This is a genomic window from Brevundimonas subvibrioides ATCC 15264 (assembly GCF_000144605.1).
GTDB lineage: Bacteria > Pseudomonadota > Alphaproteobacteria > Caulobacterales > Caulobacteraceae > Brevundimonas > Brevundimonas subvibrioides.
The window spans coordinates 1,069,067-1,093,174 of sequence record NC_014375.1 but is presented as its reverse complement, the minus strand read 5'-3'; the positions used below and the strand labels follow the sequence as shown (position 1 = coordinate 1,093,174).

Below are 24,108 nucleotides of genomic sequence, written 5' to 3'. Positions count from 1 at the left end.
GGTGGCGACGTCAGGCCGGTCAGTCGCGGGAGGGTCCGTTGAGCGCGTTTCTGCAGGGCGTCGTCCACACGGCCGGCGCCGACCTCGAATCCGCCGTGCGATCCGACCCGGCCGTCTTCGCTCTGTGGCAGAGGCTGACGCCACTCGGTCGCAATGAGTTCATCTGCTGGGTCGACGACGCGAAACAGCCCGCAACCCGCGAGCGCCGCATCCGGCGGACCGGGGAGGAACTGCTTGAGGGCAAGTCCCGCCCCTGCTGCTGGGCCGGTTGCATCCACCGCACCGACAAGTCGCCCAGCCGCTGGCAGCAGGCCGTCCTGATCGACGGGAAAGCCCGCCGGGGGTCATAGGCGCGCCGCGGCGGCGGACGCTGTCCGCCTGCGTCTACATCGGTGGCGTCACGCCGTCCTTGCCCATCGCCAGGAAGCCGGCCGACGTCGTCCCCTGCGGGATGACGGCGTAAACCTTCTGACCCGCCGCCAGCGACGACCGTTCGGTCGGTTCGAACCGCACGATCGGCGTGCCCTCGGGAATGGCGACGTCCGCCGTGCCGCCCTCGTAGGCGATGTTGAGCACGAGGCCGCCGGTCGAGGCGTCACGGCCGGCGACCGTGCCGTTCGTCATGGCGCTCTGGGCCGGAGCCGTTCCGGCGGTCGGCGCACTGCGGCTTTCGACCGTGCCGTTGGTCATCGCGCTGGACTCCACCGCGCCGCCCCCGCGCGATGCGACGACGCCCGGGATGTCCCACGGATAGTGGCCCTCGCCCGTCCCGCGCATCGATTCAGGAAAGATCACCAGTTCCAGCGCGCGCAGCGCCGTCTTCGGACCCGTGGTCGCGGTCCCGACGAAATCGCCGTCCTTGAGGGTCGAAAGGCTGGAGGAGACGACCCAGACGAACCGCGTCGCCTCGGCGATCGGCACGGCGACCGTCCGGCCGTCATAGGTCTGAACCGTCATCGAACCGTCCGACACGGACTGGACCGTGCCCCGCACCCGCACCGTGCTGCTGGTCGCGTCGACGGCCTCGGCCTGGGCGGCGGGGCTCGCCGGCTCGGGGGCGGAGCATGCGGCCAGCATGGCCAGCACGGCGGAGGCGAGCATCAGGCTTCTAATCTTCGTCATCATGCATCCGTTCGTCAGCAAGGGTGGACGTTCGACGCCGGGGTCGGTTCGAATAAAGCACGTTAATGGCGGCGCTTGCCATGGTCAGGTAGCGGGCCGGACCGGCGTATTTTGCTCCTCCGGCCGAAGGGCTACAAGCAGGCCCATGTCTGACGATTCCCTCGACCCGCTCATCTCCGGCTACCGCCGCTTCCGCGCCGACCACTGGCCGGCCGCGCGCGCCGAATACGAGGCCCTGGCCGCCGGCCAGACGCCGCACACCCTGATCGTCGCCTGTTCCGACAGCCGCGCAGACCCGGCCCTGATCTTCGACGCCGCCCCCGGCCAGCTTTTCGTCGTGCGCAACGTCGCCAACCTCGTGCCGCCCTATGAGCCGGACGGCCAGCTGCACGGGGTCTCCGCCGCGCTGGAGTTCGGGGTCAAGGTGCTGAACGTGTCGCGCATCGTCGTCATGGGCCACGCCCACTGCGGCGGGGTCGCCGCCATGCGCGACGGCGCGCCCGACACGGTGAAGGATTTCGTCGCCCCCTGGATCGCCCAGGGCACCCCCGTCGTGCGCCGCGTCGCCGAGGCCGTCACGCCCGCAGAGGTCGAACAGGCCTCGGAGGAAGCCGTCGTGCGCCTGTCGCTGGACAACCTGCGCACCTTCCCCTGGATCGCGGAGCGGGAGACCGCCGGCACCCTGACCCTGACCGGTCTGCATTTCGGCATCGCCGAAGGGATGCTGCGCGCCCTCACTTCGGCTCCGCGGTTTGAACCGCTAAGCTAGAGGCGCGTTCGCCTCATATCGCCGCTCCGGATCCCTGAATGCCCCACACTCACCACGCCAATCCGATCCCCAACATCCTGACCGGCCTGCGGCTGATCGCGGGGGTCGTGATGTTCCTGATCCTGGCGGGTGCCACCGGGGGGGTGCCGATCCTGTCGGCCTATCTGAGCCCTGAAGACCAGTTCGGCCTGTACCGCGCGGCCTTCTACATCTTCGTCGTCGCCGCCTCGACCGACTGGGTCGACGGCTATCTGGCGCGGCGCTGGAAGTCCGAGACCCGCTGGGGGGCGATCCTGGACCCCATCGCCGACAAGATCCTGGTTACCGGGGCCATCCTGGGCGTTCTGACCAGTGGATCGGTGCCCCAGATCGCCATTCCCTGCGGCCTGATCCTGTTCCGCGAATTCGCCGTCTCGGCCCTGCGCGAGACCATCGCCGGCCGGGTCACGCTGGAAGTCACCACCCTGGCCAAATGGAAGACCACGGTCCAGCTGGTCGCTCTGGGAGCCCAGCTGTTCGCCCGCAACTGGGACGGGTTCGGTCTGGACTTCGAGTTCCTGCCCTGGTTCCAGCTGTTCGCCGACAGCCTGATCTGGTTCGCCGCGATCGCCACCGTCTGGACCGGCTGGCAGTATTTCGAGACCGCCAGGCGCTCGCTGAAGGAAAAGGACTAGCCGACGGTCCATCCCGGCGAGGCCGGTCCGCGCCGCCGTCTCGCTGAAGCCACCCCCGCAGCGTCGCGCGGTGTGGTTGTTAATCTATCACGCCCAGATTGAGGGGCTGATGGAGCGGTGGCATGTCGTGCATAGCGTGTAAGGACGGGGTGGGCTTCGACCTACCCATCACCATGGCGTTCCAACCGATCGTCGACATCCGGACCGGGACGGCCTTCGCCTATGAGGCGCTGGTTCGTGGCAAGGACGGTCAGGGGGCCGGCCATGTGCTGGCACAGGTGTCGGCCGACAATCGCTATGCCTTCGACCAGCTCTGCCGCACGACCGCCATCGAACTCGCGGCCGGACTGAACATGGCGTCCGACGCCGCGCACCTGTCGATCAACTTCCTGCCGAACGCCGTCTACGAGCCCAAGGCCTGCATCCGCGTGACCCTGGCGGCGGCGATGCGCACCGGTTTTCCGGTGAACCGGATCATCTTCGAGTTCACCGAGGCCGAGGCGATGGACAGTCATCACATCCTCAACATCCTCCGGTCCTATCGGGCGATGGGCTTCAAGACCGCCATCGACGACTTCGGTGCCGGCTATTCCGGTCTCGGCCTGCTGAGCCAGTTCCAGCCGGACATCGTCAAGCTCGACATGGCGCTCATCCGCGACATCGACACCGACAAGGTGAAGCGTACGATCGTCCGCAACACCCTGTGCATGCTGCGCGATCTCGACATCGAACCGGTCTGCGAGGGCATCGAGACCCTGGCGGAGCATGACGTCCTGCGCGATTTCGGCGTCTCGCTGATGCAGGGCTATCTGCTCGCCCGACCCGAGGTCGAGGCCCTGCCGGCCATCCGGGGGCGTTCGAGTGAAAGCGTCCCGCGACGGGCATGAACTGAACACGACGGGTCTTGCAGCGAACCGCCCGGGGTCGTTCAATCCCCTTCGAACAGCCGCAGGAGCGCGTCGTGACGGCAGAACGGATCAAGGGGCCCGCTTCGTACTTCCCGTCGATCGAGAAGACGTACGGCCGTCCGGTCTCCGACTGGAAGGCCATCGTCCGCGGCCATTATCCGGCAAGGCATGGAGCGCTGGTCGCCATGCTCAAGGACGAACACGGACTGGGGCACGGTCACGCCAATGCGATCGTGGCGCACACCCTGGCCGAAGACGGCCTGAAATAGCTCAGGCCAGAGTCTTCTCCAGCACCAAGAACTCCAGGTCCTGCCGTCTCGGCAATCCGAAACGTTCGTCGCTGAGCGGGAAGGGTTCGGTTTCTCCGGTCAGGGCATAGCCCCGTCGTTCGTACCAGGCGATCAGCTCGGGCCGCTGGCGGATGACGGTCATGCGCATCGTCCGCGCACCGAAGCGGGCTACGGCCTCGGCCTCGGCCGCCGCGATCATGAAGCGCCCGAGCCCCCCCGCCTGGCGTTCGGGCTCGACCGACAGCATGCCCAGATAGGCCGTGCCGGCCCCCTCATCGACCAGCTGGAGACAGGCGACCAGCGTGCCGGCCTCCTCGCCCACCAGCATGACGCGCGCGGGGTCGGTCAGGATGTCGGTGAGCTCGGCGACATCCGTGCGCTGCCCGTCCAGCAAGTCGGCCTCGTTGGTCCAGCCCTTCCTGGCTGTCTCGCCGCGATAGGCGCGTTCGATCAGGGCATGCAGGGCGGGCAGGTCCTCGAGCGTGCCCGCCCGCGTGCTCAGGGCCGGAGTCGCCAGTCCGCTCAACGCGCACCCAGCTCCTCGACCAGACGGCCCATGTCGTAGACGTCGCGCAGAGCCACGGTCACGGCCCCGGTGGTCACGATCACGCTGCGGTTGACGTTGCGGTCATAGCCATAGGCATTGCGCTGGGTCAGGACGGTGGAGTCGAAATTGGCCCCCACCATCTCGCCCGCCGCCGTCACCACGGGCGAGCCGGACGAGCCGCCGATGGTGTCGGACGACACCGTCATGTTCAACACTGCATCGCCGTCGATCCGGTCCCTGGCCGCCAGCAGCTTCGGCGCCACGTCGAACGGCGCAGCCCCGGTCGCCCGGTCCCACAGGCCGGCGAAGGTGGTGAAGGGCCCGAACCTCTGACCCGGCACGTCCGATCCCTCGATCAGGCCGTAGGTCAGGCGCAGGGTGCCGGTCGCGTCGGGATAGACGCTGTCGCCATAGGCTTCGAACCGGGCCGTCGCCAGCCGCTCCGACGCCTGGTCGGTCGGGGCCTGGACCCGCGTCTCCCAGTCGGCGCGGATGGCGCGGGTCTCGTCCTGGATCGACAGCAGATACTGGATCATCGGATCGTCCGAGGCCTGGATGGCGGCGAGACCGCCCTCCCACAGCGCGCGACGCACGGCCGGGTCGGCCAGTGTCGTGCCCTCGACCAGACGGGCCGACAGCTGTTCGGGCGATTCCTGACCCAGCAGGCCGCGCACCGCCGGATGGTCGACCGTCAGCCACTCACGCGTCTTGGACAGCCACCATTCCATCCGCACCTGCTCCAGCCCCGGATAGGTCGGCCGTTCGGCGAACAGGGCCGCCTGCACCGACGACAGGCGGGCATCGCCGAACTCCGGCAGACGCTCGGACGACGGCTTCTCCCGCTCCTGCGCGCCCCGCACGAGGGTGCGCGCCCAGGCGAACAATTGTGACCCGCCGGCGACCGACGTCGTGCCGACGCCGGTGCCGCCTTCCAGCAGCGCCATGGCGGGATAGAGCTCGCGGGCGATCGGCTGAACTTCGCCCAGGGCCCGCCACGGATCGTCGGACCTCAGCTGGACGGCGACGCTGCCGGGCGCGGCTTCCACGCGCGCGCCGCGAACCTCGACATCGGCACCACGAACGCGGCGCTGGAAATCGGTCTCCGCCTCGGCGCGCCTCGTCATGAAGCTGGCATCGGTCAGGGCCCGCATCCGGCCCAGGCCGCGCTTGTAGGTGTTCTCCAGACCGACGATCGGGTCCATGGCGATGAAGGCGTTCTCCTCGCTCTCCTCGCTGAAGCGGATCAGCCGGCCGCGCAGCTCCGAGGCGATCAGCTGGTCCATCGGCAGGACGACATCACGCACGGTCGCTAGCTGGTCCATCGTCAGCAGCCGCTGGGTCGCGCCGGGCGAACCGGCGACGAACACCGGCGTGCCCTCCACGGGTTTGTCGGCGTTCCAGGTGAAATGGGTCGGCGTCTGCGCCGGCGCGTCGTTCTCGTACAGACGGATGAAGGCCGCATCGATGGCGAAGCGCGGGAAGCTGAAGTTGTCCAGATCGCCGCCGAAGGTCGCCGCCCGATCTTCCGGCGCGAAGGCCAGGCGGACGTCGGTGTATTTCTTGTAGGTGTAGAGCTTGAACTGCCCGCCCCGGTACAGGGTCACGACCTGGCATCGTTTGTCCGTGGCCGTGCCGCAGGCTTCCTGCTCGATCCGGCCGATCTCGGCGTCGCGGGCCTGATTGAAGGCGAGGCCGGTCTTGCCCGCCGCCGCCGCCCGCACCCGCTCGGTCACGTCGCTGATGTCGGTCAGGATCTCGGCCGTGCCGCCGGGGCATTTCGCCTCCTCCTCGCGATTGCGGGGGGTGAAGCCGGTCTCGGCGTAGTTCCGCGCCTGGGTCGACAGATTGGCCACGCAGGTGGCGACGCAGTGGTTGTTGGTCATGACCAGACCGGCGTCCGACACGATCCCCGCCGAACAGCCGCCGAACCGCACGGAGCTGAGACGCACCCGGTCCAGCCAGGCCTGGTCGATCGAGGTCCCCAGCGTCGCATTGGCCCGCGCGATCGGGAAGTTGTCGAACGTCCACATCCCCTCTTCGGCGCGCGCACCGGTCGCGGCGACGGTCAGGGCGGTGGTGAGGGCGAGGATCAGGCGCATGGGGGCTCCTACATTGCGTCTCCTCCCTGTCGCCGCTTTGGCGATGGGGAGGTGGATCGACGGCGCTTGCCGTCGAGACGGAGGGGTTCTTCAACCGGACTCAGCGGTGGGGCGTCAAGAACCCCTCCACCGCTTCGCGGCCCCCTCCCCGTCGCCAAGGCGCGACGGGGAGGAGACTTTGTCGCCTACTCGACGCCCAGCTCTGCCAGCAGGCGCGGCTGATCGTAGACGTTGCGCAGCGCTTCGGTGATCGCCGCAGTGGACACGCTGACCGTCCGGTTCAGCTCGGCGTCGTAGCCAAACGCGCCGCCCAGCGAGTGGATGTTGCCGTCGAAGGCCGCCCCGATCACCTCGCCGGCGGCATTGATCACGGGCGAACCCGAGTTGCCGCCGATGATGTCGTTGGTCGAGGAGAAGTCATAGACCGTCTCCTTGTTCACCTTCGCCTCGTTGTCCGCGAACGCCTGCGCCAGCACGAACGGCTGCGATCCGGTCGCCCGGTCGTACAGCCCGCCCATGTAGGTGAAGGCCGGGACCTGCGTTCCGCGATAGGTCCAGCCCTGAACCTGGCCGTAGGACAGGCGCAGGGAGAAGGTCGCGTCGGGATACTGGTTCGAGCCGAGGACCGCGAACCGGGCCTGGGCCACCTTTTCGGCAGCGCGCGCGGTCGGGCCGGAGACACCGGCTTCCCAGCCCGCCCGCAGGGCCTGGGCGGCATCGTCGTTTCTCAGGACCAGCTCGATCATCGGGTCGCCCGATGCGGCCAGCTGTTCGGGCGTCATGGCCAGAAGCTCGCCCCGCCGGGCCGGATCCGCCAGCCCCGTTCCCGACACCAGTCGGGCGGCCAAGGCTTCCGGGCTTTCGCGACCCAGCAGCCGCTGGACGTCGGCATTGTCGACGGTCAGGTATTCGCGGGTCTTGGACAGCCAGAAGGTCAGCTGGATCTGGTCCAGATCGGTCGCGATGGGAAACGCCTGCGTCGCCCGTCGCGCCAGATTGGCGAGGTCGCCGTCGGAGTAGCCGGCCCGCCGCTCGTTCGCCGGCTTGGCCCGTTCCTTCGACGCCCGCACGATCTGCTTGGCCATGCTGTAGAGGGTCGAGCCGCCGCCGGCCGAGGCTTCCAGCTGGCGATAGGGCAGATACAGTTCGGTCGCGCGCGCCTGGATCGCCTCGAGGTCGGCCCAGGGATCGCCGATGCGCGCCGTCAGGTCCGGGTCGGCTTCGACAGCGCCACGGATACGGGCTTCCTCGTCGCGCTTCACCTGCATGAAGTCGGGATCCAGAAGCGCCTGCTGCTGGCCGTAGGTGGCCTTGAAGCTGTTCTCCAGACCGAAGATCGGATCGACCGCGACCCGCGCGGCTTCCTCGTCGGTGAAGGAATACTGGGTCATCCGCCCGCGCAGTTCCGACTGCTGGATCAGGGTCAGGGGCTGGACCTGATCGCGCAGACGCTCCAGCTGGCTGATGGTCAGCAGCCGCGAGGTCGACCCCGGATTGCCCGCCACGAAGACCGGATCGCCTTCCTTGGGCGCATTCGGGTTCCAGGTCAGGTGATTGGGCGTCTCGACCGGCTTGCCGTCCTCGTAGATGCGCAGCATGCCGAAATCGAGCGCATAGCGGGGGAAGTTGAAGTTGTCGGGGTCGCCGCCGAAGAAGGCCGCCTGGAACTCGGGCGCGAAGGCCAGCCGCACGTCCTCGTATTTGCGGAACTTGTACAGGGCGTACTGGCCGCCGCGGTAGAAGCTGATCACCTGGCACGTCAGCTTGACGTCGTCGCCGCAGACCTCCTGCTGGATCGCCTGGGTCTCGGCACCGCGCGCCTGGACGAAGGCCGCGCCTTCGAGACCCGCGCCGGCCGCCAGAACGCGGTCCGTGACATCGGTGATCTGGGTCAGGATTTCGGCCGTCTGGCCGGGGCACTGTTTCTCTTCCTCGCGGGTGGCGGGCATCCAGCCGTTCTTGACGTAGTCGTTCTGCGCGTCCGACAGGTCCTGGACGCAGCCCACCACGCAGTGATGGTTGGTCAGGATCAGGCCTTCCCCCGATACCAGCGAGGCGGAGCAGCCGCTGATCCGCACGGCGGCATTCTGGATCCGGTCCAGCCAGGCCTGGTCGATGCTGGTGCCGTAACGCGCGTTCACCGCCGCGATCGGGAAATTGTTGAACGTCCACATGCCTTCGTCGGCGCGCGCGGGCGTTGGCTGGATGCCGATGCCGGCGATGGCGAGGGCGAGCACCGAGGTGGCGGCGCTGAGGGTACGCAGGCTCATGGATCGTCTCCCGTTCGCCGTCCGGACCGGCGGCTGTCGTTGCTTTGCGGTAGCTAGGCCCCGGCACGGGCCGCTCGCAAGCGTGACCGTATCGAGGCCATTGTCTTACCCCGATTTAACTTGGAGCGAACAGCGCTCGGCCTCACACAGGGTCACAAGTCAGGGGACCTTCGAGACACAATGTCGCTCGCGCTTTCAACGCTGCTTTTCGAGTGGCGCCGCTACATGGCCGCCGTGATGGCGCTGGCGCTGTCCGGCCTGCTGGTGCTGGCCATGACCGGCGTCTTCATCGGTATCGGCAAGGGGTTCACCGCCACGATCGAGCGGTCCAGCGCCGACATCATCATCATGCAGCCGGGGGCCAAGTCGCTGATCGGCGGGCCGTCGGGCGTGCCGCGTCGCTTCATTCCCCTGGCCTACAACCACCCCGAGGTGGTCGAGGTGAAGCCGCTGGACGGCTCGCAAGGCACCTTCCAGAACATCAAGGACGTGGACCCCACCATGTCCCAGGCCGACAAGGCCAAACAGGGTGCCGCCCGCCAGAAATTCGTCCAGGTCAGCATCGTCGACACCACGCCCGGTGCCGTGACCATCCCGACCGACTATTCCCCCGAACTGGTCGACGCCCTGCGCCAGCCCTTCGCCGTCGCGGTGGACGAAACCGCGCTGACGACCCTGTCGGTCAAGCTCGGCGACAAGGCCCTGTACAACGGCCAGACGGTCACGGTCGCGGCCGTCACGCGCGGCTATCCCAACATGATGCAGCCCTCGATCGTCATGTCGCGCGACACCCTGCGGATGCTGGGTCAGGCCGACACGGGTCCGCGGGTCGGCCCCCTGATGGTCAAGCTGCGCGATCCGGCACGCGCCCAGATCGTGGCCGGTCAGCTGAACACCTTGGGCAACGGCCAGTGGAAGGCCTGGACCCGTCAGGAACTGGCCGATGCCAACGCCGGTGCCATGTTCGAGGAAGGCATCCTGATCATCATCATCGGCGGCTGCGTCGTCCTGGGCACCATCATCGGCATCGCCATCACCTGGCAGACCCTGCAGGGCGCGATCATGGCCAACATCAAGGAGTTCGCCTCGCTGCGCGCCCTGGGCGTCGGCATGGGATCGTTGAACCGGATCGTGATCGAGCTCAGCTTCTGGGTCGGGCTGGTGGGCGTCGCCGCCGCGATCGGGCTGACTTGGCTGGTCTCGATCTTCGCCATGGCCAATGCGGTCATCATCTCCCTGCCGCCCATCCTGCTGCTGGTGGTCGGCGGCGGCCTCGTGCTGATCGCCATGGCATCGGGGCTTCTGTCGATGGGCGTTCTCAAGAACAGCCAGCCTGCGGACCTGCTGCGATGATGGATTTCACCCCCGACGCGCCGGTCGCAAAGTCGGCGACCGTCCACACCAAGGTCCACGGCAAGCACGGCGATTTCGCCATCGAGGCCAAAGGCCTGGTCAAGCGGTTCAAGTCCGGCAAGGGCTATGTCGAGGTGCTGAAAGGCGTCGATTTCGATGCCCGCCACGGCGACCTGACCATGGTCATGGGCCCGTCCGGTTCGGGCAAGTCGACGCTGATCGCCGCCCTGTCCGGCCTGCTGAAGCCCGAAGAGGGCCGGGTCGACTGCCTGGACGTCGACGATCTCTGGAAGCTGTCGAACGGCAAGATCGACAAGTTCCGGCTGGACCACTGCGGCTTCATCTTCCAGGGTTTCAACCTGTTCCCCGCCCTGACCGCCCTGCAGCAGGTGACCACGGTCCTGAAGTTCCAGGGCCTGTCCCCCGGGGCCGCGAAGAAGCGCGCCACCGAAGCCTTGGCCGAGGTCGGCCTGGGTCATCGCCTGAACCAGCGGCCGTCGGCCCTGTCGGGCGGCGAGAAGCAGCGCGTCGCCATCGCCCGTGCCCTGGCCAAGGATCCCAAGATCCTGTTCGCCGACGAGCCCACATCGGCGCTGGACGGCGAGAACGGGCAGGTCGTCATCCGCCTGCTGCGCCGCGCCGCCACCGAACACGGGGCCGCCGTGATCTGCGTGACCCACGACCCCCGTCTGGAAGCCTGGGCGGACCGGGTCATCAAGATCGAGGACGGCATCATCGCCTCCGACGAACGCCGCATTCCCGACCCCACCGCCACTCTCGCCTCGCACTAAGACCGCTCAGGACCGCACCCTCATGCCCGCCTTTCTCAAGAACAAATGGACCTGGATCGGCGTCCTGCTGATCATCGTCCTCGTCGTCGGCTTCCTGATGTTCAGCAAGGCCGGAGCCGCCAAGAAGGCCGAAGAGGAGAAGGCCGAAGCAACCAAGGTCGAGAGCCCCTACGCCGCCATCGCCAACGGCAAGGTGGACGTCGAGGGCGGCATCATCTCCGTGGCCGCGCGCCGGGGCGGGATCATCCGGGAAGTCCTGGTCCAGGAAGGCGACCGCGTCACCGCCGGCCAGATCCTGGCCCGTCAGGAAGACGACGAAGCCCGTCTGGCCGTCCAGTCCAGCCGCGCCGCCGTCAACCAGGCCGAAAGCCAGCTGGCCGCGATCCGGGTCGACATCAACACCGCCCAGCGCGAGTACAACCGTCTGGAACGCCTGGTCGACACCAACTTCGTCGCCGCCCAGCGTCTGGATCAGGCCCGCGACTCGATCGCGACCGCCCAGGCCCGCATGAGTTCGGCTTCGGCCGCCGTCCAGACCGCCCGCGCCCAGCTGGCCCAGGCCGAGTACAACCAGGAACTGACCGTCATCCGCGCGCCCACGGCTGGCCGGATCGCGCGCCGCTATGCCAACCCCGGTGCCGGGGCCTCGACCCTGAACGTGTCGGCCATGTTCGACCTGGAGCCGGATGCGCCCCGCATCGCGCGGGCCGAGATCGTCGAAAGCGACCTGCCCAACGTCTCGGTGGGTCAGGCCGTCGAGATCACGCCGGAAGGCGATCCCAGCAAGGTCTACGTCGGGTCGGTCCTGCGCCGCGCGGCCGTGTTCGGGGCCCGCAAGCTGGCCTCCGACGATCCGTCGCAACGCTCGGACGAGCGGGTCGTCGAGGTCGTGGTCGCCGCCGGCGACGCGCCCATGCTGATTGGCCAGCGCGTCCTGGTGAAGTTCATGAAGCCGGGCGAGACCGCCGGCGCGCCGCGGACCGCGACCACCGGCGTCCCGGCCACGCGGTCCATGCAGACGCCGTCGCCCCGGGCCTGATCCGGACCTCTGACAAGCGAAAGCCCCGGCCGACGGCCGGGGCTTTTTGCATTCGGAGCCGAACGTCAGTCCTTCTGGCCGAACCGGAAGGGCACGAAGTTCGACGGATGGCTGACCACGCGATCGTTGGCGCGCGGGCTCTTGGTGTTCACCAGCATCCCGCCCCAGAGGGCGAAGGACATCATGGCGTGTTGCAGGTTCTTGTCTCGGTCGTTCATGGTGGCGTCTCCTTTCGCTGAACGATGAAAAGAGACGCGTCGTGCTTGCAGGGGATTGCACCCTCTTAGTCGTTTCGCGTCGATGACACCTTCGCACAGTCGGCGGGGATTGCAAGTTTTTTAGTCCGGTTGCGGAGTATATTTCGTAAAGATGTCGCTCACTGTCGCACAGCCGCCACGCCCGATCGCGACGCCCTGCATCAAGGTGTGCGTGGTCGACGGAGCCACCAGCCTCTGTCTCGGCTGCTATCGGACCCTGGCCGAAATCGCGGAATGGAGCCGGCTGGACGACGGGCAACGCGCGGATATCATGGCAGAACTGCCCGCTCGCCGCGACCGGATCGACCCGGCCCTGCGCGGAGCCTGAGGCGTTAACCCGCCGTCAGCCATCTCGGTTCACCGCATCCCAACGCGGGCCATGCAGGATGGAGACAGGCCGCAGAAGCGGTGGGTCCGTGTAGGTATTCCTCTGGTGCGTTTCGACCTGCAGTCCGCGATCGTCATGGGCATGGCGACGGTGTCGTCGCTCGCCGTCGCCTGGGTGCTGAGCCATCAGTCCCCGCGCGCGGCCGAGGCCGCGACTCCGGTTCAGCCGATGGCGCAGTCCGTCATCGTTCCCGTGACCGGTCAGCCCGCCCAGATCGCCAAGAGTGCCGACGGCCATTTCTGGGCCGAGGCCGACATCGACGGCCGCGCCATCCGCGTGCTGGTCGATACCGGTGCCAGCGTCGTCGCCCTGACCCGGGATGACGCCCTCAGGCTGGGCCTGCGCCTGACCCCCGCCGATTTCAACCGGACGGTGGAGACCGCGTCGGGCCCTGCCAAGGCCGCTGCGATCCAGCTGGACCACGTCGCGGTGGCCGGCGCGCGGGTCGAACGGGTCCAGGCGCTGGTCGTCGAGAAGGGCCTGCCCCACTCCCTGCTCGGCATGAGCTATCTGGGCCGCCTGTCGGCCTTCGAGGCACGCCCCACGGGCCTCACGCTGAGACCCTGAGGGTCCAGACCATCGACCCGGTCGGACGGCCCGTCAGGCGTGTCCGAGGGCGTATGAGATCAGCGCGATGATCGCCGCACAGACCAGGGCCGCCAGCAGCACCTCTCGTGCCAGCCGCGCGGCGTCTATGGCATCGGGAGATATTTCCCGGTTCCCGAGGACGGCTCCTCGGCGTCCAGACCCGGGCAGGACTGGGCCAGGACCAGCAGCCACCTGAAGGTCTTCTCCGGCGACTCCAGCGCGGCCATACGACGGGCTTCCCGGATCCGGAACACGGCGTTGTCCAGATCCCAGGGCGCGACCAGGTCCAGGTACTGCCGTTCGATCTCGTCCCAGTTCAGCACCAGGATATCGCTCGTCGACGAGCGGATCGGCGGGAAGGCCTCCTCGAAGACCTTCTGCTCTTCCGTGATCTGCCGGACCTGCGGAGCCCGCAGAGGCGGCACGTCCAGGGGCCGGATCGTCGGGCGCGATCGCCGGGGATAGAATTCCGGGAGCGCCGGATCGGTCGAAGGGGAATTCGTCTTCGGCGAGATCATCGGTCGGTCCTCGTTTCGAGGCACGATCCAACGGGATGGTCGAGGCGGACAGGCCCAGTGCTTGGGCCCCCCAATCCTTGAGGGGGTCACGCCCGGCCTCATGCGCCACCAGCATGCGCCCGGCGTGAAACCGGTCGACGGCCCCGAGCTTGTTTTTCAGGGCCTTGAGGCGATCGTCGATGGTGTGCGGCGACCGCGAGACCATGGGCGCCATCTGCTTCGAACTCAGTCCGACGGCCGCCCCGCGCAGCAGGACGCGGTCGATTTCCGACAGGGTTTCGAACGACTTGGCAGGATCGGCGGCCGTGGAGGACATGCGCGGACGCTATGGCGGTGACCCCGCATTGGCAATGCGCGTCGGCACCCCTCGGCGAAGCAATTTGCCGCGATCGCGCTGTCCCCCCCTAGAACCGGACGGTGGCCCCCAGCTGGACGACGGGAAACAGGCCCCGGTCCTTCGCATCTTCCTGAATGTCGGCGGCCTCCTGATCGAGGCGGGCGCGGAAGATCGGGTCGTTCGACAGGGTGCCGCCCGTCGAGTCGAGGCCGACCTGCGGGTCCTCGCTGTAGGCGACGCCGACGATGCCGCGGAAGCCCCAGCGGCGGTCGCGATAGAAGCTGTCGTCATAGCCGATGCCGAGGAAGGGCGCGGTATCCGACAGCTTGACCCGGCCGCTCAGCGTCCCGACCTGGGCCGGCGTGAAGGTCGCCCCGCCGATCTCGACCGGGGCGGTCGGGGTGGCGTTCAGGTCGATCGTGCGATCCCCGACATAGACCCCGCCCGAGATCAGGAAGGCGTTGGCGAAGGGGTGCAGGTCGACGAAGGCGGACACGGTGTCGAAGTCGAACCGGCCCTTGTAGTCCACGTCGCTGTAGCTCTGGTCGAACTGGACGCCCAGGGTATCGAGGCCGCCGCGCAGGACGAAGACGGGGCCCAGCGACAGCTGCGCCTCGACGCCCACGCCGGGCGTGCCCAGGTTCAGGGCCGCGGTGATCGGCGAACGGCCGCGACCCTGGGCTTCCGCGGATCCGGCGGCGAGCGCGGTCAGGGCCGAGGACAGGGACAGGGCGATCAGGAGGGCGCGTTTCATACGGCCCAGATGCATCGAACAGGCTTAATGCACAGTTTACCCTGATGCCGGCCTCAGGCCGCCTCGCCCACCCGCTCGCGGCGGGCCTCGGCCTCGCGGACCGCGTCGAGGGCCCGATCGACCACCTCCAGCCCCGCGCCCGGCCGGATGGCCTCGACGGTCAGGATGCGGCGGAAGGCGCGGGCCCCCGGGCGGCCGTGCATCAGCCCCAGCATGTGCCGGGTCATGGCGTGCAGGCCCCAGCCCTCCGACAGGCGCGCCGCCAGATAGGGTTTGTAGCGCTCGACGGCGGCGAAGGGGTCGACGTCGCCGGTGCCCTCGCCGAACAGCCGGCGATCGACCTGACCCAGCAGGGCGGGTTCGTGATAGGCGGCGCGTCCCAGCATGACGCCGTCCAGGGCCACGCCGTCGGTGTCGTCCAGATGGGCCTCGGCCGCGTCCAGCGAGGCGATGCCGCCGTTGATGCAGATCGTCAGATGCGGACGCTCGCGCTTCAGCCGGCGGACCAGTCCGTAGTCCAGCGGCGGCACATCGCGGTTCTCCTTGGGCGACAGGCCGCTGAGCCAGGCCTTGCGCGCATGGACGATGAAGGTGGTGACCCCGACCGCGGCGGAGGCGTCGACCGTTGCGAACAGGCTGACCGCCGGGTCCTGGTCGTCGACCCCGATCCGGCATTTGACCGTGGCGGGGATATCCACAGCCCCCTTGATGGCGGCCATGCAGTCGGCGACCAGTTCCGGCTCCTTCATCAGACAGGCCCCGAACCGGCCCGACTGGACCCGGTCCGAAGGGCAGCCGACGTTCAGGTTGATCTCGTCATAGCCCATGGCCGCGCCGATCCGGGCGGCCTGCGCCAACTGCTCCGGGTCCGAGCCGCCCAGCTGCAGGGCCACGGGATGCTCGACCGGATCGAAGCCCAGCAGCCGCTCGCGGTCGCCGTGCAGCACCGCCGGGGCCGTGACCATCTCGGTATAGAGCAGGGCGCGCGTGCTCAGCGCACGGTGGAAGGCCCGGCAGTGCCGGTCGGTCCAGTCCATCATGGGGGCCACCGAGAGGCGGTGGGCGGGGGCGGCGGTCATGGCGATCAGTCTAGAGCAGGTGGGAGGCAAAATCAGGGTCGAGAAGGATCGACGGGAGGCGGTACCCGACCGAGCGTGAAAAACACCGTCCGACCCGTCCGACCCGTCCGACCCGTCCGGATTGGCGTGTCGGAAAAGGGGTGTCTAGCACGCCCTTCCGTCAGGATCGGACGTACCGCCTGCCAAACGTCCAGAAATCGGATGACGCACCCCGCCGGGCTGGCTAACCAGAACAGCGATGGCCCAGCATCCCGATACCTATGTCTCCACGCGCGGTGGCGCGCCCGCGACGGATTTCGCCGAGGCCCTGCTGCGCGGCATGGCCCCGGACGGCGGCCTCTACATGCCCGCCGCCTGGCCGAAGGTGAGCCCCGACGCCTGGACCACCGGGCGCGGCTATGCCGGGATCGCCCAGACGGCCATGGCCCCCTTCATCGGCGACGCCCTGCCCACCGGAGCCCTGGACCGGGCGCTGGAGCGGCTGGTCGCCGGTTTTGGCCCGGCCGAGGTCACGCCGCTGGTCCGGCTGGAGGACGGGCTCTATCTGCTCGAGCTGTTCCACGGCCCGACGGCGGCCTTCAAGGACCTGGCCATGCAGCTGGCCGCGTCGCTGGCGTCCGAGGCGCTGGCCGCGTCGGGCGAGACCCTGACCCTGGTCACGGCGACCAGCGGCGACACGGGCGCCGCCGCCGTCGCCGCCTTCGCCAACCAGCCCCGGATCCGCCTGATCGTCCTGCATCCGCACGAGCGGGTGTCCCCCGTCCAGCGCCGCCAGATGACGACGGTGGAGGCCGACAATGTGCTGAACCTCGCCGTGCGGGGGGATTTCGACGACTGCCAAAGGCTGGTGAAGGGCCTGCTGGCGGACGAGACCCTGCGCGCCCACGGGCGGTTCAGCTCGGTCAACTCGATCAACTGGGCCCGGCTGGCCGGACAGATCCCCTACTATGTCTCGGCCGTGTCGCAGCTGGCGGCGATGGGCGAGACGCGGCCGCCGGTCTTCGTCGTGCCCACAGGCAATTTCGGTGACGCCTTCGCCGGGATCGCCGCACGGAAGATGGGCCTGCCCGTCGCGGGCTTCGTGGCGGCGGTGAACTCGAACGACGCCCTGGCCCGCGCCATCAATGAGGGGGTCTATGCCCGCAAGGCCGCCGTCGAGACGGCCAGCGTCAGCATGGATGTGCAGGCCCCGTCGAACTTCGAGCGGCTGGTGTTCGAGGCCTCCGGGCGCGACGCCGCCCTGACCAGGGGCCTGTTCTCGGACTTCGCCCGGCACGGCACCGTCACCCTGCCCGCCGACCTCCTGGCCGCGATCCGCGCCGAGGTCTCGGCCGTCTCAGTCGACGAAGCGACCACGCGGGCCCAGATCGCCCACGCCCACGCCACCTGGGGCCAGGTGGTCTGCCCCCACACCGCCGTAGCCCTGTCGGCGGCGCGCGGCGTCGATCGCGCGACGGGTCCCGTCGTCGCCCTCGCCACCGCCCACCCGGCCAAGTTCGGCAAGGACGTCGCCCCGGTTCTCGGCTTCGACCCGGACCCGCCGAAGGTCATCCGCGACCTGGGCGACCGGGCCGAACGGTTCGAGGTGATCGGGGCGGATGCGGCCGAAGCGCTGGCGGCGGTGCGGGGGTTCGGATGATCGTCGCCTGCGCGGTCTGGCTCATCGGTATAGGGCTGGGCCTAGCAGGCCTCTGGGCTTCGGACATCCCGGTCTGGGCCCGGTTCGTCGGGATGGCGGCGTTCCTGTTGAGTGGTGTCTTTGCCAGCGAAGTGCGTCACCGGACGTGCGGCAAGAAGCTGCTTGAGAACGAAGAGTTTGCTTCAAGGATGGCGAGTTGGGGTCGCGGCAAACCGAGGTTCGAACTTCCTAGCCGGACCTGCTTCGGATGCGGCCGGGATCGGCTTTGGGCTTGGCCGACATTTCGAAAGGCCCGATATTAACCTGTCTCCTCCCCGACGCCCAGCGGTGGGGAGGTGGCTCGGAGCGAAGCGGAGAGACGGAGGGGCTCTTCACGACGCAGGGCGCCGTGAGCCGGGCGCGAATGCTTCGTCGGACGCTGACGCCGCCGGAGGCGCGGCTGTGGATGTACTTGCGGCGGCGGGCGCTGGGAGGCCTGAAGTTTCGCCGCCAGCCCCCGGTGGGGCCGTACGTCCTCGACTTCTATTGTCCTGAGGCTCGGGTGGCGGTCGAGGTGGATGGCCAACATCATGCCGATCCGGAGCAGTTCGAGAAGGATGAGGCCCGGACGGCATGGCTAGCCAAGCAAGGCATCGCGGTGCTGCGCATCGCCGCCGAGCGGGTGCGCACCGATCTGGAGGGCGTGCTGGGCTGGGTCAGGACGAATGCCGAGGAGCGGGTGCGGCTTTAAGAGCCCCTCCACCCCCCGCCAAGCGGCGGGCGGTCCCCCTCCCCATTCGCAAGCGCGAACGGGGAGGAGACGCGGTTGTTACGCCGTCTCCCGCCACCACGCCGCCCGCCTGAAGAAGGCCCCCGGATCCTTCGGTGTCACCAGCTTGGTGGGGTCGTGGAAGATGCGGTCGTGCAGGCGGGTCAGGGTGAAGCGGATGGCGGCGGCTTCGCCCAGGCGCGGCAGGGCGGCCGCCTCAGGCGGCGTCAGGGGACGGACGGCCTCGTAACCGCGCCGGAAGGCCTCGACCGCGCCCGGTATCGGCGTGCCCGCGCCGTCGAAACCCCAGGCGCTGAGGGCGATGGCGAGGTCGTAGACCAACAGGTCGGTGCAGCCGAAATAGAAGTCGATGACGCCCGAGACGGCACCGTCCTCAAACAGCACATTGTCGGGGAAATAGTCGGCATGGATGGGTCCGCGCGGCAGATCGTCCGTCCACGGATCACCGAGGCGCGACAGGGTGTCCTCGACGCCGTCCAGGATCGCCCGGTCCTCGCCGGTCGCCGCGCTCTGGCAGCGATCGGCGAGGGCGCGCCAGATGACCGGACCGACGGGATTGGCGCGTTCGACCGCGAACCCGTCGGCCTGCAGATGCAGGCGCGCCAGCATGGCCCCGGCCGCCTCGACCTCGGTGGGTGACGGGTCGCGCAGCCACGCTCCCGACAGCCATTCGATCACCGCCGCCGGGCGTCCGTTCAGCGTCCCGACCCAGTCGCCGTCGCGGTTTCGCACCGGCCGGGGGGCCGGAAACGCCCGGCCCGCCAGGTGGTCGGTCAGGCCGAGGCAGAACGGCAGGGAGGCCGCATCGGTGCGCGCCTCGAACAAAGTCAGGACGTGGACGGCCCCCTCGGTCTCCAGCCGGTAGTTGGTGTTCTCCACGCCCTCGGCGATCGGGTGGAGCGAGCGGAAGGTGCCCAGCTCGTACGCGTTCAGAAACGCCCGCGCCTGATCGTCCGAAACCGGAGTGAAGACGGCCAAGGGCTAGTGATGCCCCAGCGACGCATGCCGCGCCCGCACGATGTCGGCGAGGTCGGCCAGCACGCTTTCGGTCGTCGGCCAGCGGCCGGCGCCGCGCCCCTTGCACGACCAGACCCGCCCGTCCTCGCCATAGACCTTCAAGCCGTTGCGCTCCCCATCCAGGGCCTGGAAGAACGGATCATCCAGCCCGACGTCAAGTGAAACCGACGCCTTCAGCCCGTCGCCTTCCTTGAAGCACGCCCCGATCTGACGCACCGGCCCGGCCGGATGGAAGGCGTCGGACAGGACGGCGCAGGGCACGTCGGCCTCGGCCGGCGTCCGGCCGAAAGCCTCGAAGGCCAGCAGGCGGACCTTGGCGGCCGAGTCGCGGCCCTCCAGATCGGACGACGGGTCCTCCTCGGCGAAGCCCGCGACGCGGGCGTCGGCCAGGGCGTCGGCGAAATCGGCCCCGGCCTGCAGCCGGGTCAGCATGAAGTTGACCGTGCCGTTCAGCACCGCCTCGAACCCCTTGACCGGGCCGGCGGATTTGGCCGCGCGCAGGGTCTCGATCATGGGCGCGCCACCCCCGACCGCGGCGGAATAGGCCAGACGGGATCCATGGGCGCGGGCGGCGTCGGCCAGACCCTGGGGATCGCGGCTGATGGCCTGTTTGTTGGCGCTGGCCACGTCGATGCCGCGTTCGAGGGCGCACCGGATCAGGTCGTGGCCGGCCCCCCCCTCGGACAGGGCCTCCAGCAGGATGTCGGGCTTGAGCGCCAGCAGGGCCTCGCGATCCGACGTGAACAGGTCTGCGGGGGCCTCCACGTCGCGGGGCTTGGACGGATCGCGGACCAGCACCCCCACGACCTGGAAGCGCGCGTCCTTCTGCAGCCGCGCCAGCAGCCCGCCGCCGACCACGCCGCAGCCGGCGATGGCGACCTTCAGCGGGGCGTCGGGGACGGACGGCCCGGGGGGGGCCGAGGCGTCGCCGACCACCGTGCAGTCGGCGCGCCCGAGGGCGGCGACCTCGATCTCGACCAGGCGCTCCTGACCCAGATCGATGGCGTCGTGCTGGACCAGGGCTCCGCCGTGGCGGCGGGCGTCGTCCCAGCTGGCGCGGCGGTAGCGCAGCGGTTTGCCCGAGGCCGAGGCGGGGTCGCGGTCGTACAGTCCGTCCACGTCCTTCACCAGCCGGACGCGCTTCAGGCCCAGCTCGGCGGCCAGGAAGACCGCCGTCAGATCCGATCCGCCCCGTCCCAGAAGCACGACCTTGCCGCTCGATCCCACCGCGCCGAAGCCGGGCACCACCACGACCTGATGATCCGCCAGCGCCTTCCTCAACGCCTCGCTGCGGAGCGAGACGGGATGGGCGTGCTCCGACGGTCCCTCGGCCACGATGCCCAGTTCGCGCACCGACAGGGCCGAGGCGTCCAGCCCGATCCGGTCGCAGGCGATGGCCACCAGGGCCGCGGCCTTCTCCTCGCCCAGCGCCACATAGGCGGGCAGCAGGTCGTTCTCGTGATCCAGCCCCAGCTCGCGCGCCTCGGCCAGCAGCCGGTCGGTGTGCCCGCCGAGCGCCGAGACCACCGCGATCACCTTCCGGCCCGCCCGGACGTGGCCATAGACCTCGGAGGCGACGGCGGGGGCGCAGGACCGGTCCTGGAGGATGGAGGAGCCAAACTTCAGCACCACGACCTCGGTGGCGGGCGCGGGGTCTGGCTTCGGTTTTTCGACGACGGCAAGGTGGGGGGCGTTGGGCATCGGGGTGGTCCGTTCGGGTTCTGAATCTGGGTGATCGGGCAAAGGAAAACCCGCCTGGCCGGGGCCGGGCGGGTCTGGGTTGGCTGAAGGTCTTTCGATCCCCGTGCGCTAACCTGTTCCCGCCCGCGAGGGGCCGGTGATGGTCATACCGGTGGTGGTCGAAATGAGAGTCGCGAGCGTCATCGACCGCGCCCCGAGAGCGGCGGTGGAGGTCGAAACGGCGAGGCGGCCGAGACGGGACACGGGCGAAACCTTGTTGAAATTCGTTGGTCTGAGGGTGTCTGGACGGAGGGCGGCCGTCAACCCGTCTTGCGCATCTTTTTTGCGTCAGACGTCAAACGACGGCGCATTTGACCTCTCTACCCCTATAACGGAAATGAACGAGGCAGATTTTTTCTCTTGACCGGCGGCCTTCGCGGTCGCAACGTAATGTCACTCATCAAGACCGACCGAGGGATAGGCCCTTTGACGTCGGGGCAACCATCGGTTTCCAGCCGAACGGTGCCAACTCCTGCGAGGACCCGTTTCGGCGGTTCCGCGAGAGATGAGTGGAGCGTCGACGAGGCGACGTCTCCACGATCTGTCATCGCATCCGGAGCCTTGCTGGGCGGGACGATGCAGACGACACCATGGCTTTCGACACCCAGACCCTCTCCCCCACCGAACCCCTCTGTCGCCGGGTCGCGTATCTGGCCGGTCGCGGCAACGAGGCCGCCGACATCGCGGTCGCCATTCCCGCCGACTTCCGCCTCGCTTCGGGCGAGCGGCTGGGTCAGGGCCGGATCACCGGCCGGCTGCACGGCCGGGTCGGCGCGCCGCTGATCGTCGTCGCCGGCGGCATCTCGGCGGGACGGTTCGTGCACCGGACGGAGACCAACGGCCTGGGCTGGTGGTCGGGCGCGGTGTCGATCCGCGGCCCCATCGACCTCAGCCGGTTCCAGGTCCTGGCCTTCGACTATGCGCCCGAGGCGGCGGAGGGTTCGAGGCCCGTGACCATCACCACCCACGACCAGGCGCGGCTGCTGGGTCTGATCCTGGACCAGATCGGCGACCCGGTCGTTTCGGCCTTCGTCGGCTGTTCCTATGGCGGCATGATCGGGCTGGCCTTCGCCGAACTGTTCCCCGACCGCGCCCGGCAGCTGGTCGTCGTCTCCGCCGCCCACCGGGCGCATCCGCAGGCGACCGCCTGGCGCGGCATCCAGCGCCGGATCCTGCAGCTGGCCGAGGCCGCCGGTCGGCCCGAGGACGGCGTCGCCCTGGCCCGCGAACTGGCCATGACCACCTATCGCACCGCCGAGGAGTTCGCCGACCGGTTCGAGAGCACCGCCCCGGCCGCGGCCGGCCAGGCCTATCCGGTGTGCGAATACCTGACCGCGCGGGGCAAGGCCTACCGCACCCACACCACCCCGGCGCGCTGGCTGTCGCTGTCGGACTCGATCGACCGCCACGCGGTGACTCCCGAGGCCATCCGCACCCCCGTTACCCTGGTCGGGTTCGCGTCCGACCGGCTGGTGCCGATCGACGACATCCGCGAGCTGGCCGCCCGCCTGCCCTCCCTGTTCCGTCTGGTCGAGGCCCCGTCCCTGTACGGCCACGACGCCTTTCTGAAGGAGGACGAGGCGGTCGCCGCCATCCTCCGCGCCGCCCTGAAGGATATCGACCAATGAGCCACTCGACCGGCAAACGCCCCCACGACGTCCGCACCACCTGCGCCCGCTCGGGCGTCGATACCGACACGGCCCACGGCTCGGTGATGCCGCCGCTGTATCTGTCGTCGAACTATTCGTTCGCCGGCTTCGAGCAGAAGCGGAAATACGACTACAGCCGCTCGGGCAATCCCACGCGCGACGTCCTGGCCGAGACCCTGGCCGAGCTGGAAGGCGGGGCGGGGTGCGTGGTCACGGCGACGGGCATGGCGGCGGTCGACCTGCCCCTGACCCTGCTGGAGCCCGGCGACCTGCTGATCGCCCCGCACGATTGCTACGGCGGCACCCACCGGCTGCTGTGCGCCCGCGCGAAAAAGGGGCATTTCGAGGTGCTGTGGGTCGATCAGGGCGATCCGGTCGCGCTGGACGCGGCCCTGGCCCTGAACCCGAAACTGCTGCTAGTCGAGACCCCGTCCAACCCCCTGCTGCGCGTCGTCGACATCGCCGACATCTGCACCCGCGCCCACCGCGTCGGGGCCAAGGTGGTGGCCGACAACACCTTCCTGTCCCCGGCCCTGCAGCGGCCGATCGAGCTGGGGGCCGACATCGTCGTTCACTCGACCACCAAATACATCAACGGCCATTCCGATGTCGTGGGCGGGGCGGTGATCGCGGCCGATCCGGCGGATCACGCCGAGCTGGCCTGGTGGGCCAACTGTCTGGGCGTCACCGGCTCGCCGTTCGACGCCTATCTGACCCTGCGCGGGGTGCGCACCCTGTTCGCCCGGATCGAGCGGCAACAGACCACGGCGGGCAAGGTCGCCGCCCTGCTGGAGGCCCACCCGGCCGTCTCGGCGGTCCACTATCCGGGGCTGACGTCCCACCCCAATCACGCCCTGGCCGCGCGCCAGCAGCAGGGGCCGGGGGCCATGCTGAGCTTCGAGCTGGCCGGAGGCGTCGACGCGGTGCGCCGGCTGGTCGAGACGCTCGACACCTTCACACTGGCGGAGTCGCTGGGCGGGGTCGAAAGCCTGATCGCCCACCCGGCGACCATGACCCATGCCGCCATGACGCCCGAGGCCCGCGTCGTCGCCGGCATCACCGACGGCCTGCTGCGGCTGTCGGTCGGACTGGAGCACGAGGACGACCTGATCGCCGACCTGGTCCAGGCGCTCGATGCTCTGGTGGTAGCGAAGGCGGAGGCGGCCTGAGGCGGTGGTTCGCTGGATGCACCGTGCTGGCCGCGATAAACCTTCCAGCCCAAACCCCCTACAGCCTAGCCGCAGGCTTCGACCGCCTCGGTGTCGAGGTGGATGACGAAGCAATGCTCGGGTCCGCCGTCCTCGGCCTGGACGATGACGCGCAGAGCATCGTCTTCGGCCCAGGGGGCGTGGGCCTCGGCGAAGGTCAGGGCCGCGTCCTCGAAGCTGCGGGCTTCCAGAATATGGCAGTGACCGGACTCGGTATGGGCGACGTAACGGGCGGCTTGGGTCATCGGGGCTTCCTGAGCGGCGGTCCGAACAGGCTGAACGCGTCACCGGGGAAATGGATTC

The 24,108-nt window shown here is 69.0% G+C and carries 25 protein-coding genes and 1 riboswitch; of the genes, 14 read left to right on the top strand and 11 right to left on the bottom strand.

What is annotated here, in order from left to right; translation table 11 throughout:
* Positions 1–38: 38 nt before the first annotated feature.
* The gene (locus BRESU_RS05415; RefSeq protein ID WP_013268504.1) at positions 39–350 is read left to right on the top strand and encodes a YdeI/OmpD-associated family protein; all 312 of its coding nucleotides are present in this window, start codon (positions 39–41) and stop codon (positions 348–350) included.
* A gap of 34 nt (positions 351–384) precedes the next feature.
* Here the strand turns inward: BRESU_RS05415 and BRESU_RS05410 are convergent, their stop codons facing one another.
* Positions 385–1,125, bottom strand: a complete 741-nt coding sequence (locus BRESU_RS05410) for a single stranded DNA-binding domain-containing protein (RefSeq protein ID WP_156796115.1) — start codon at positions 1,123–1,125, stop codon at positions 385–387.
* A 142-nt stretch (positions 1,126–1,267) separates the two neighbouring features.
* Between BRESU_RS05410 and BRESU_RS05405 the strand changes: the two genes are divergently transcribed.
* The 4 genes from BRESU_RS05405 to BRESU_RS05390 all read left to right on the top strand — a co-directional run bounded on the left by BRESU_RS05405 (position 1,268) and on the right by BRESU_RS05390 (position 3,742).
* Entirely contained in the window at positions 1,268–1,891 is a 624-nt protein-coding gene (locus BRESU_RS05405; protein WP_013268502.1) for a carbonic anhydrase, read from the top strand.
* Positions 1,892–1,929: 38 nt separating this feature from the next.
* The gene (gene pgsA, locus BRESU_RS05400) at positions 1,930–2,565 is read left to right on the top strand and encodes a CDP-diacylglycerol--glycerol-3-phosphate 3-phosphatidyltransferase (protein WP_013268501.1); all 636 of its coding nucleotides are present in this window, start codon (positions 1,930–1,932) and stop codon (positions 2,563–2,565) included.
* Positions 2,566–2,738: 173 nt separating this feature from the next.
* Positions 2,739–3,452 carry an EAL domain-containing protein gene (locus BRESU_RS05395; protein ID WP_245528604.1) on the top strand — a complete coding sequence of 238 codons (714 nt, stop codon included), beginning with the start codon at positions 2,739–2,741 and terminating at the stop codon, positions 3,450–3,452.
* 74 nt (positions 3,453–3,526) lie between these two features.
* Positions 3,527–3,742, top strand: a complete 216-nt coding sequence (locus BRESU_RS05390; protein ID WP_013268499.1) for a DUF4287 domain-containing protein — start codon at positions 3,527–3,529, stop codon at positions 3,740–3,742.
* A gap of 1 nt (position 3,743) precedes the next feature.
* Here BRESU_RS05390 and BRESU_RS05385 read toward each other — a convergent pair whose 3' ends face one another.
* The 3 genes from BRESU_RS05385 to BRESU_RS05375 all read right to left on the bottom strand — a co-directional run bounded on the left by BRESU_RS05385 (position 3,744) and on the right by BRESU_RS05375 (position 8,679).
* The gene (locus tag BRESU_RS05385; RefSeq protein WP_013268498.1) at positions 3,744–4,289 is read right to left on the bottom strand and encodes a GNAT family N-acetyltransferase; all 546 of its coding nucleotides are present in this window, start codon (positions 4,287–4,289) and stop codon (positions 3,744–3,746) included.
* The gene (locus tag BRESU_RS05380) at positions 4,286–6,409 is read right to left on the bottom strand and encodes a S46 family peptidase (RefSeq protein ID WP_013268497.1); all 2,124 of its coding nucleotides are present in this window, start codon (positions 6,407–6,409) and stop codon (positions 4,286–4,288) included. Before BRESU_RS05380 ends, BRESU_RS05385 begins: the two co-directional genes overlap by 4 nt.
* Positions 6,410–6,594: 185 nt before the next feature.
* Positions 6,595–8,679 (bottom strand): S46 family peptidase, encoded by a 2,085-nt coding sequence (locus tag BRESU_RS05375; RefSeq protein ID WP_013268496.1) that lies wholly within the window; start codon positions 8,677–8,679, stop codon positions 6,595–6,597.
* Between the two features lie 180 nt (positions 8,680–8,859).
* On the opposite strand from BRESU_RS05375, the gene BRESU_RS05370 reads away from it, so the two are divergent.
* From BRESU_RS05370 to BRESU_RS05360, 3 genes are read left to right on the top strand one after another with little or no spacing between them, the layout of a single operon-like run.
* Entirely contained in the window at positions 8,860–10,032 is a 1,173-nt protein-coding gene (locus tag BRESU_RS05370; RefSeq protein ID WP_013268495.1) for an ABC transporter permease, read from the top strand.
* Positions 10,029–10,823: an ABC transporter ATP-binding protein gene (locus tag BRESU_RS05365; RefSeq protein WP_013268494.1), complete on the top strand. Its 795-nt coding sequence runs from the start codon at positions 10,029–10,031 to the stop codon at positions 10,821–10,823. The genes BRESU_RS05370 and BRESU_RS05365 overlap by 4 nt, the downstream gene beginning before the upstream one ends.
* A 22-nt stretch (positions 10,824–10,845) precedes the next feature.
* Positions 10,846–11,862, top strand: coding sequence for an HlyD family secretion protein (locus BRESU_RS05360; RefSeq protein WP_013268493.1), 1,017 nt, complete (start codon positions 10,846–10,848; stop codon positions 11,860–11,862).
* Between the two features lie 65 nt (positions 11,863–11,927).
* On the opposite strand, the gene BRESU_RS17520 is transcribed toward BRESU_RS05360, so the two are convergent.
* Positions 11,928–12,080, bottom strand: coding sequence for a hypothetical protein (locus BRESU_RS17520; RefSeq protein ID WP_013268492.1), 153 nt, complete (start codon positions 12,078–12,080; stop codon positions 11,928–11,930).
* A gap of 151 nt (positions 12,081–12,231) precedes the next feature.
* On the opposite strand from BRESU_RS17520, the gene BRESU_RS05355 reads away from it, so the two are divergent.
* Both BRESU_RS05355 and BRESU_RS05350 read left to right on the top strand, forming a co-directional pair.
* Complete coding sequence (locus tag BRESU_RS05355; RefSeq protein ID WP_013268491.1) at positions 12,232–12,447, top strand: DUF1289 domain-containing protein; 216 nt, start codon at positions 12,232–12,234, stop codon at positions 12,445–12,447.
* Between the two features lie 105 nt (positions 12,448–12,552).
* Complete coding sequence (locus BRESU_RS05350) at positions 12,553–13,074, top strand: TIGR02281 family clan AA aspartic protease (protein ID WP_245528603.1); 522 nt, start codon at positions 12,553–12,555, stop codon at positions 13,072–13,074.
* Positions 13,075–13,199: 125 nt separating this feature from the next.
* On the opposite strand, the gene BRESU_RS05345 is transcribed toward BRESU_RS05350, so the two are convergent.
* The 3 genes from BRESU_RS05345 to dusA form a co-directional block, all read right to left on the bottom strand.
* Positions 13,200–13,613, bottom strand: a complete 414-nt coding sequence (locus BRESU_RS05345) for a hypothetical protein (protein WP_013268489.1) — start codon at positions 13,611–13,613, stop codon at positions 13,200–13,202.
* A 404-nt stretch (positions 13,614–14,017) separates the two neighbouring features.
* Positions 14,018–14,719 (bottom strand): hypothetical protein, encoded by a 702-nt coding sequence (locus BRESU_RS05340; RefSeq protein WP_013268488.1) that lies wholly within the window; start codon positions 14,717–14,719, stop codon positions 14,018–14,020.
* Between the two features lie 38 nt (positions 14,720–14,757).
* Positions 14,758–15,783, bottom strand: a complete 1,026-nt coding sequence (gene dusA, locus BRESU_RS05335) for a tRNA dihydrouridine(20/20a) synthase DusA (protein WP_013268487.1) — start codon at positions 15,781–15,783, stop codon at positions 14,758–14,760.
* A gap of 238 nt (positions 15,784–16,021) precedes the next feature.
* Between dusA and thrC the strand changes: the two genes are divergently transcribed.
* Positions 16,022–17,422, top strand: a complete 1,401-nt coding sequence (thrC, locus tag BRESU_RS05330; protein WP_013268486.1) for a threonine synthase — start codon at positions 16,022–16,024, stop codon at positions 17,420–17,422.
* Positions 17,423–17,825: 403 nt separating this feature from the next.
* Positions 17,826–18,152, top strand: coding sequence for an endonuclease domain-containing protein (locus BRESU_RS05325; protein WP_050762539.1), 327 nt, complete (start codon positions 17,826–17,828; stop codon positions 18,150–18,152).
* A gap of 78 nt (positions 18,153–18,230) precedes the next feature.
* On the opposite strand, the gene thrB is transcribed toward BRESU_RS05325, so the two are convergent.
* Both thrB and BRESU_RS05315 read right to left on the bottom strand, forming a co-directional pair.
* A complete protein-coding gene (gene thrB / locus BRESU_RS05320; RefSeq protein ID WP_013268484.1) occupies positions 18,231–19,169 on the bottom strand; it encodes a homoserine kinase in 939 nt (312 codons plus the stop codon).
* A gap of 3 nt (positions 19,170–19,172) precedes the next feature.
* Positions 19,173–20,909 (bottom strand): amino acid kinase family protein, encoded by a 1,737-nt coding sequence (locus BRESU_RS05315; protein ID WP_013268483.1) that lies wholly within the window; start codon positions 20,907–20,909, stop codon positions 19,173–19,175.
* Positions 20,910–21,342: 433 nt separating this feature from the next.
* Positions 21,343–21,460: riboswitch (SAM riboswitch) on the top strand.
* A gap of 78 nt (positions 21,461–21,538) precedes the next feature.
* Between BRESU_RS05315 and metX the strand changes: the two genes are divergently transcribed.
* Positions 21,539–22,576, top strand: a complete 1,038-nt coding sequence (metX, locus tag BRESU_RS05310; protein WP_013268482.1) for a homoserine O-succinyltransferase MetX — start codon at positions 21,539–21,541, stop codon at positions 22,574–22,576.
* Positions 22,573–23,766, top strand: a complete 1,194-nt coding sequence (gene metB / locus BRESU_RS05305; protein ID WP_013268481.1) for a cystathionine gamma-synthase — start codon at positions 22,573–22,575, stop codon at positions 23,764–23,766. The genes metX and metB overlap by 4 nt, the downstream gene beginning before the upstream one ends.
* A 65-nt stretch (positions 23,767–23,831) precedes the next feature.
* Here the strand turns inward: metB and BRESU_RS05300 are convergent, their stop codons facing one another.
* The gene (locus tag BRESU_RS05300; protein ID WP_013268480.1) at positions 23,832–24,050 is read right to left on the bottom strand and encodes a DUF5961 family protein; all 219 of its coding nucleotides are present in this window, start codon (positions 24,048–24,050) and stop codon (positions 23,832–23,834) included.
* Between the last annotated feature and the right edge of the window lie 58 nt (positions 24,051–24,108).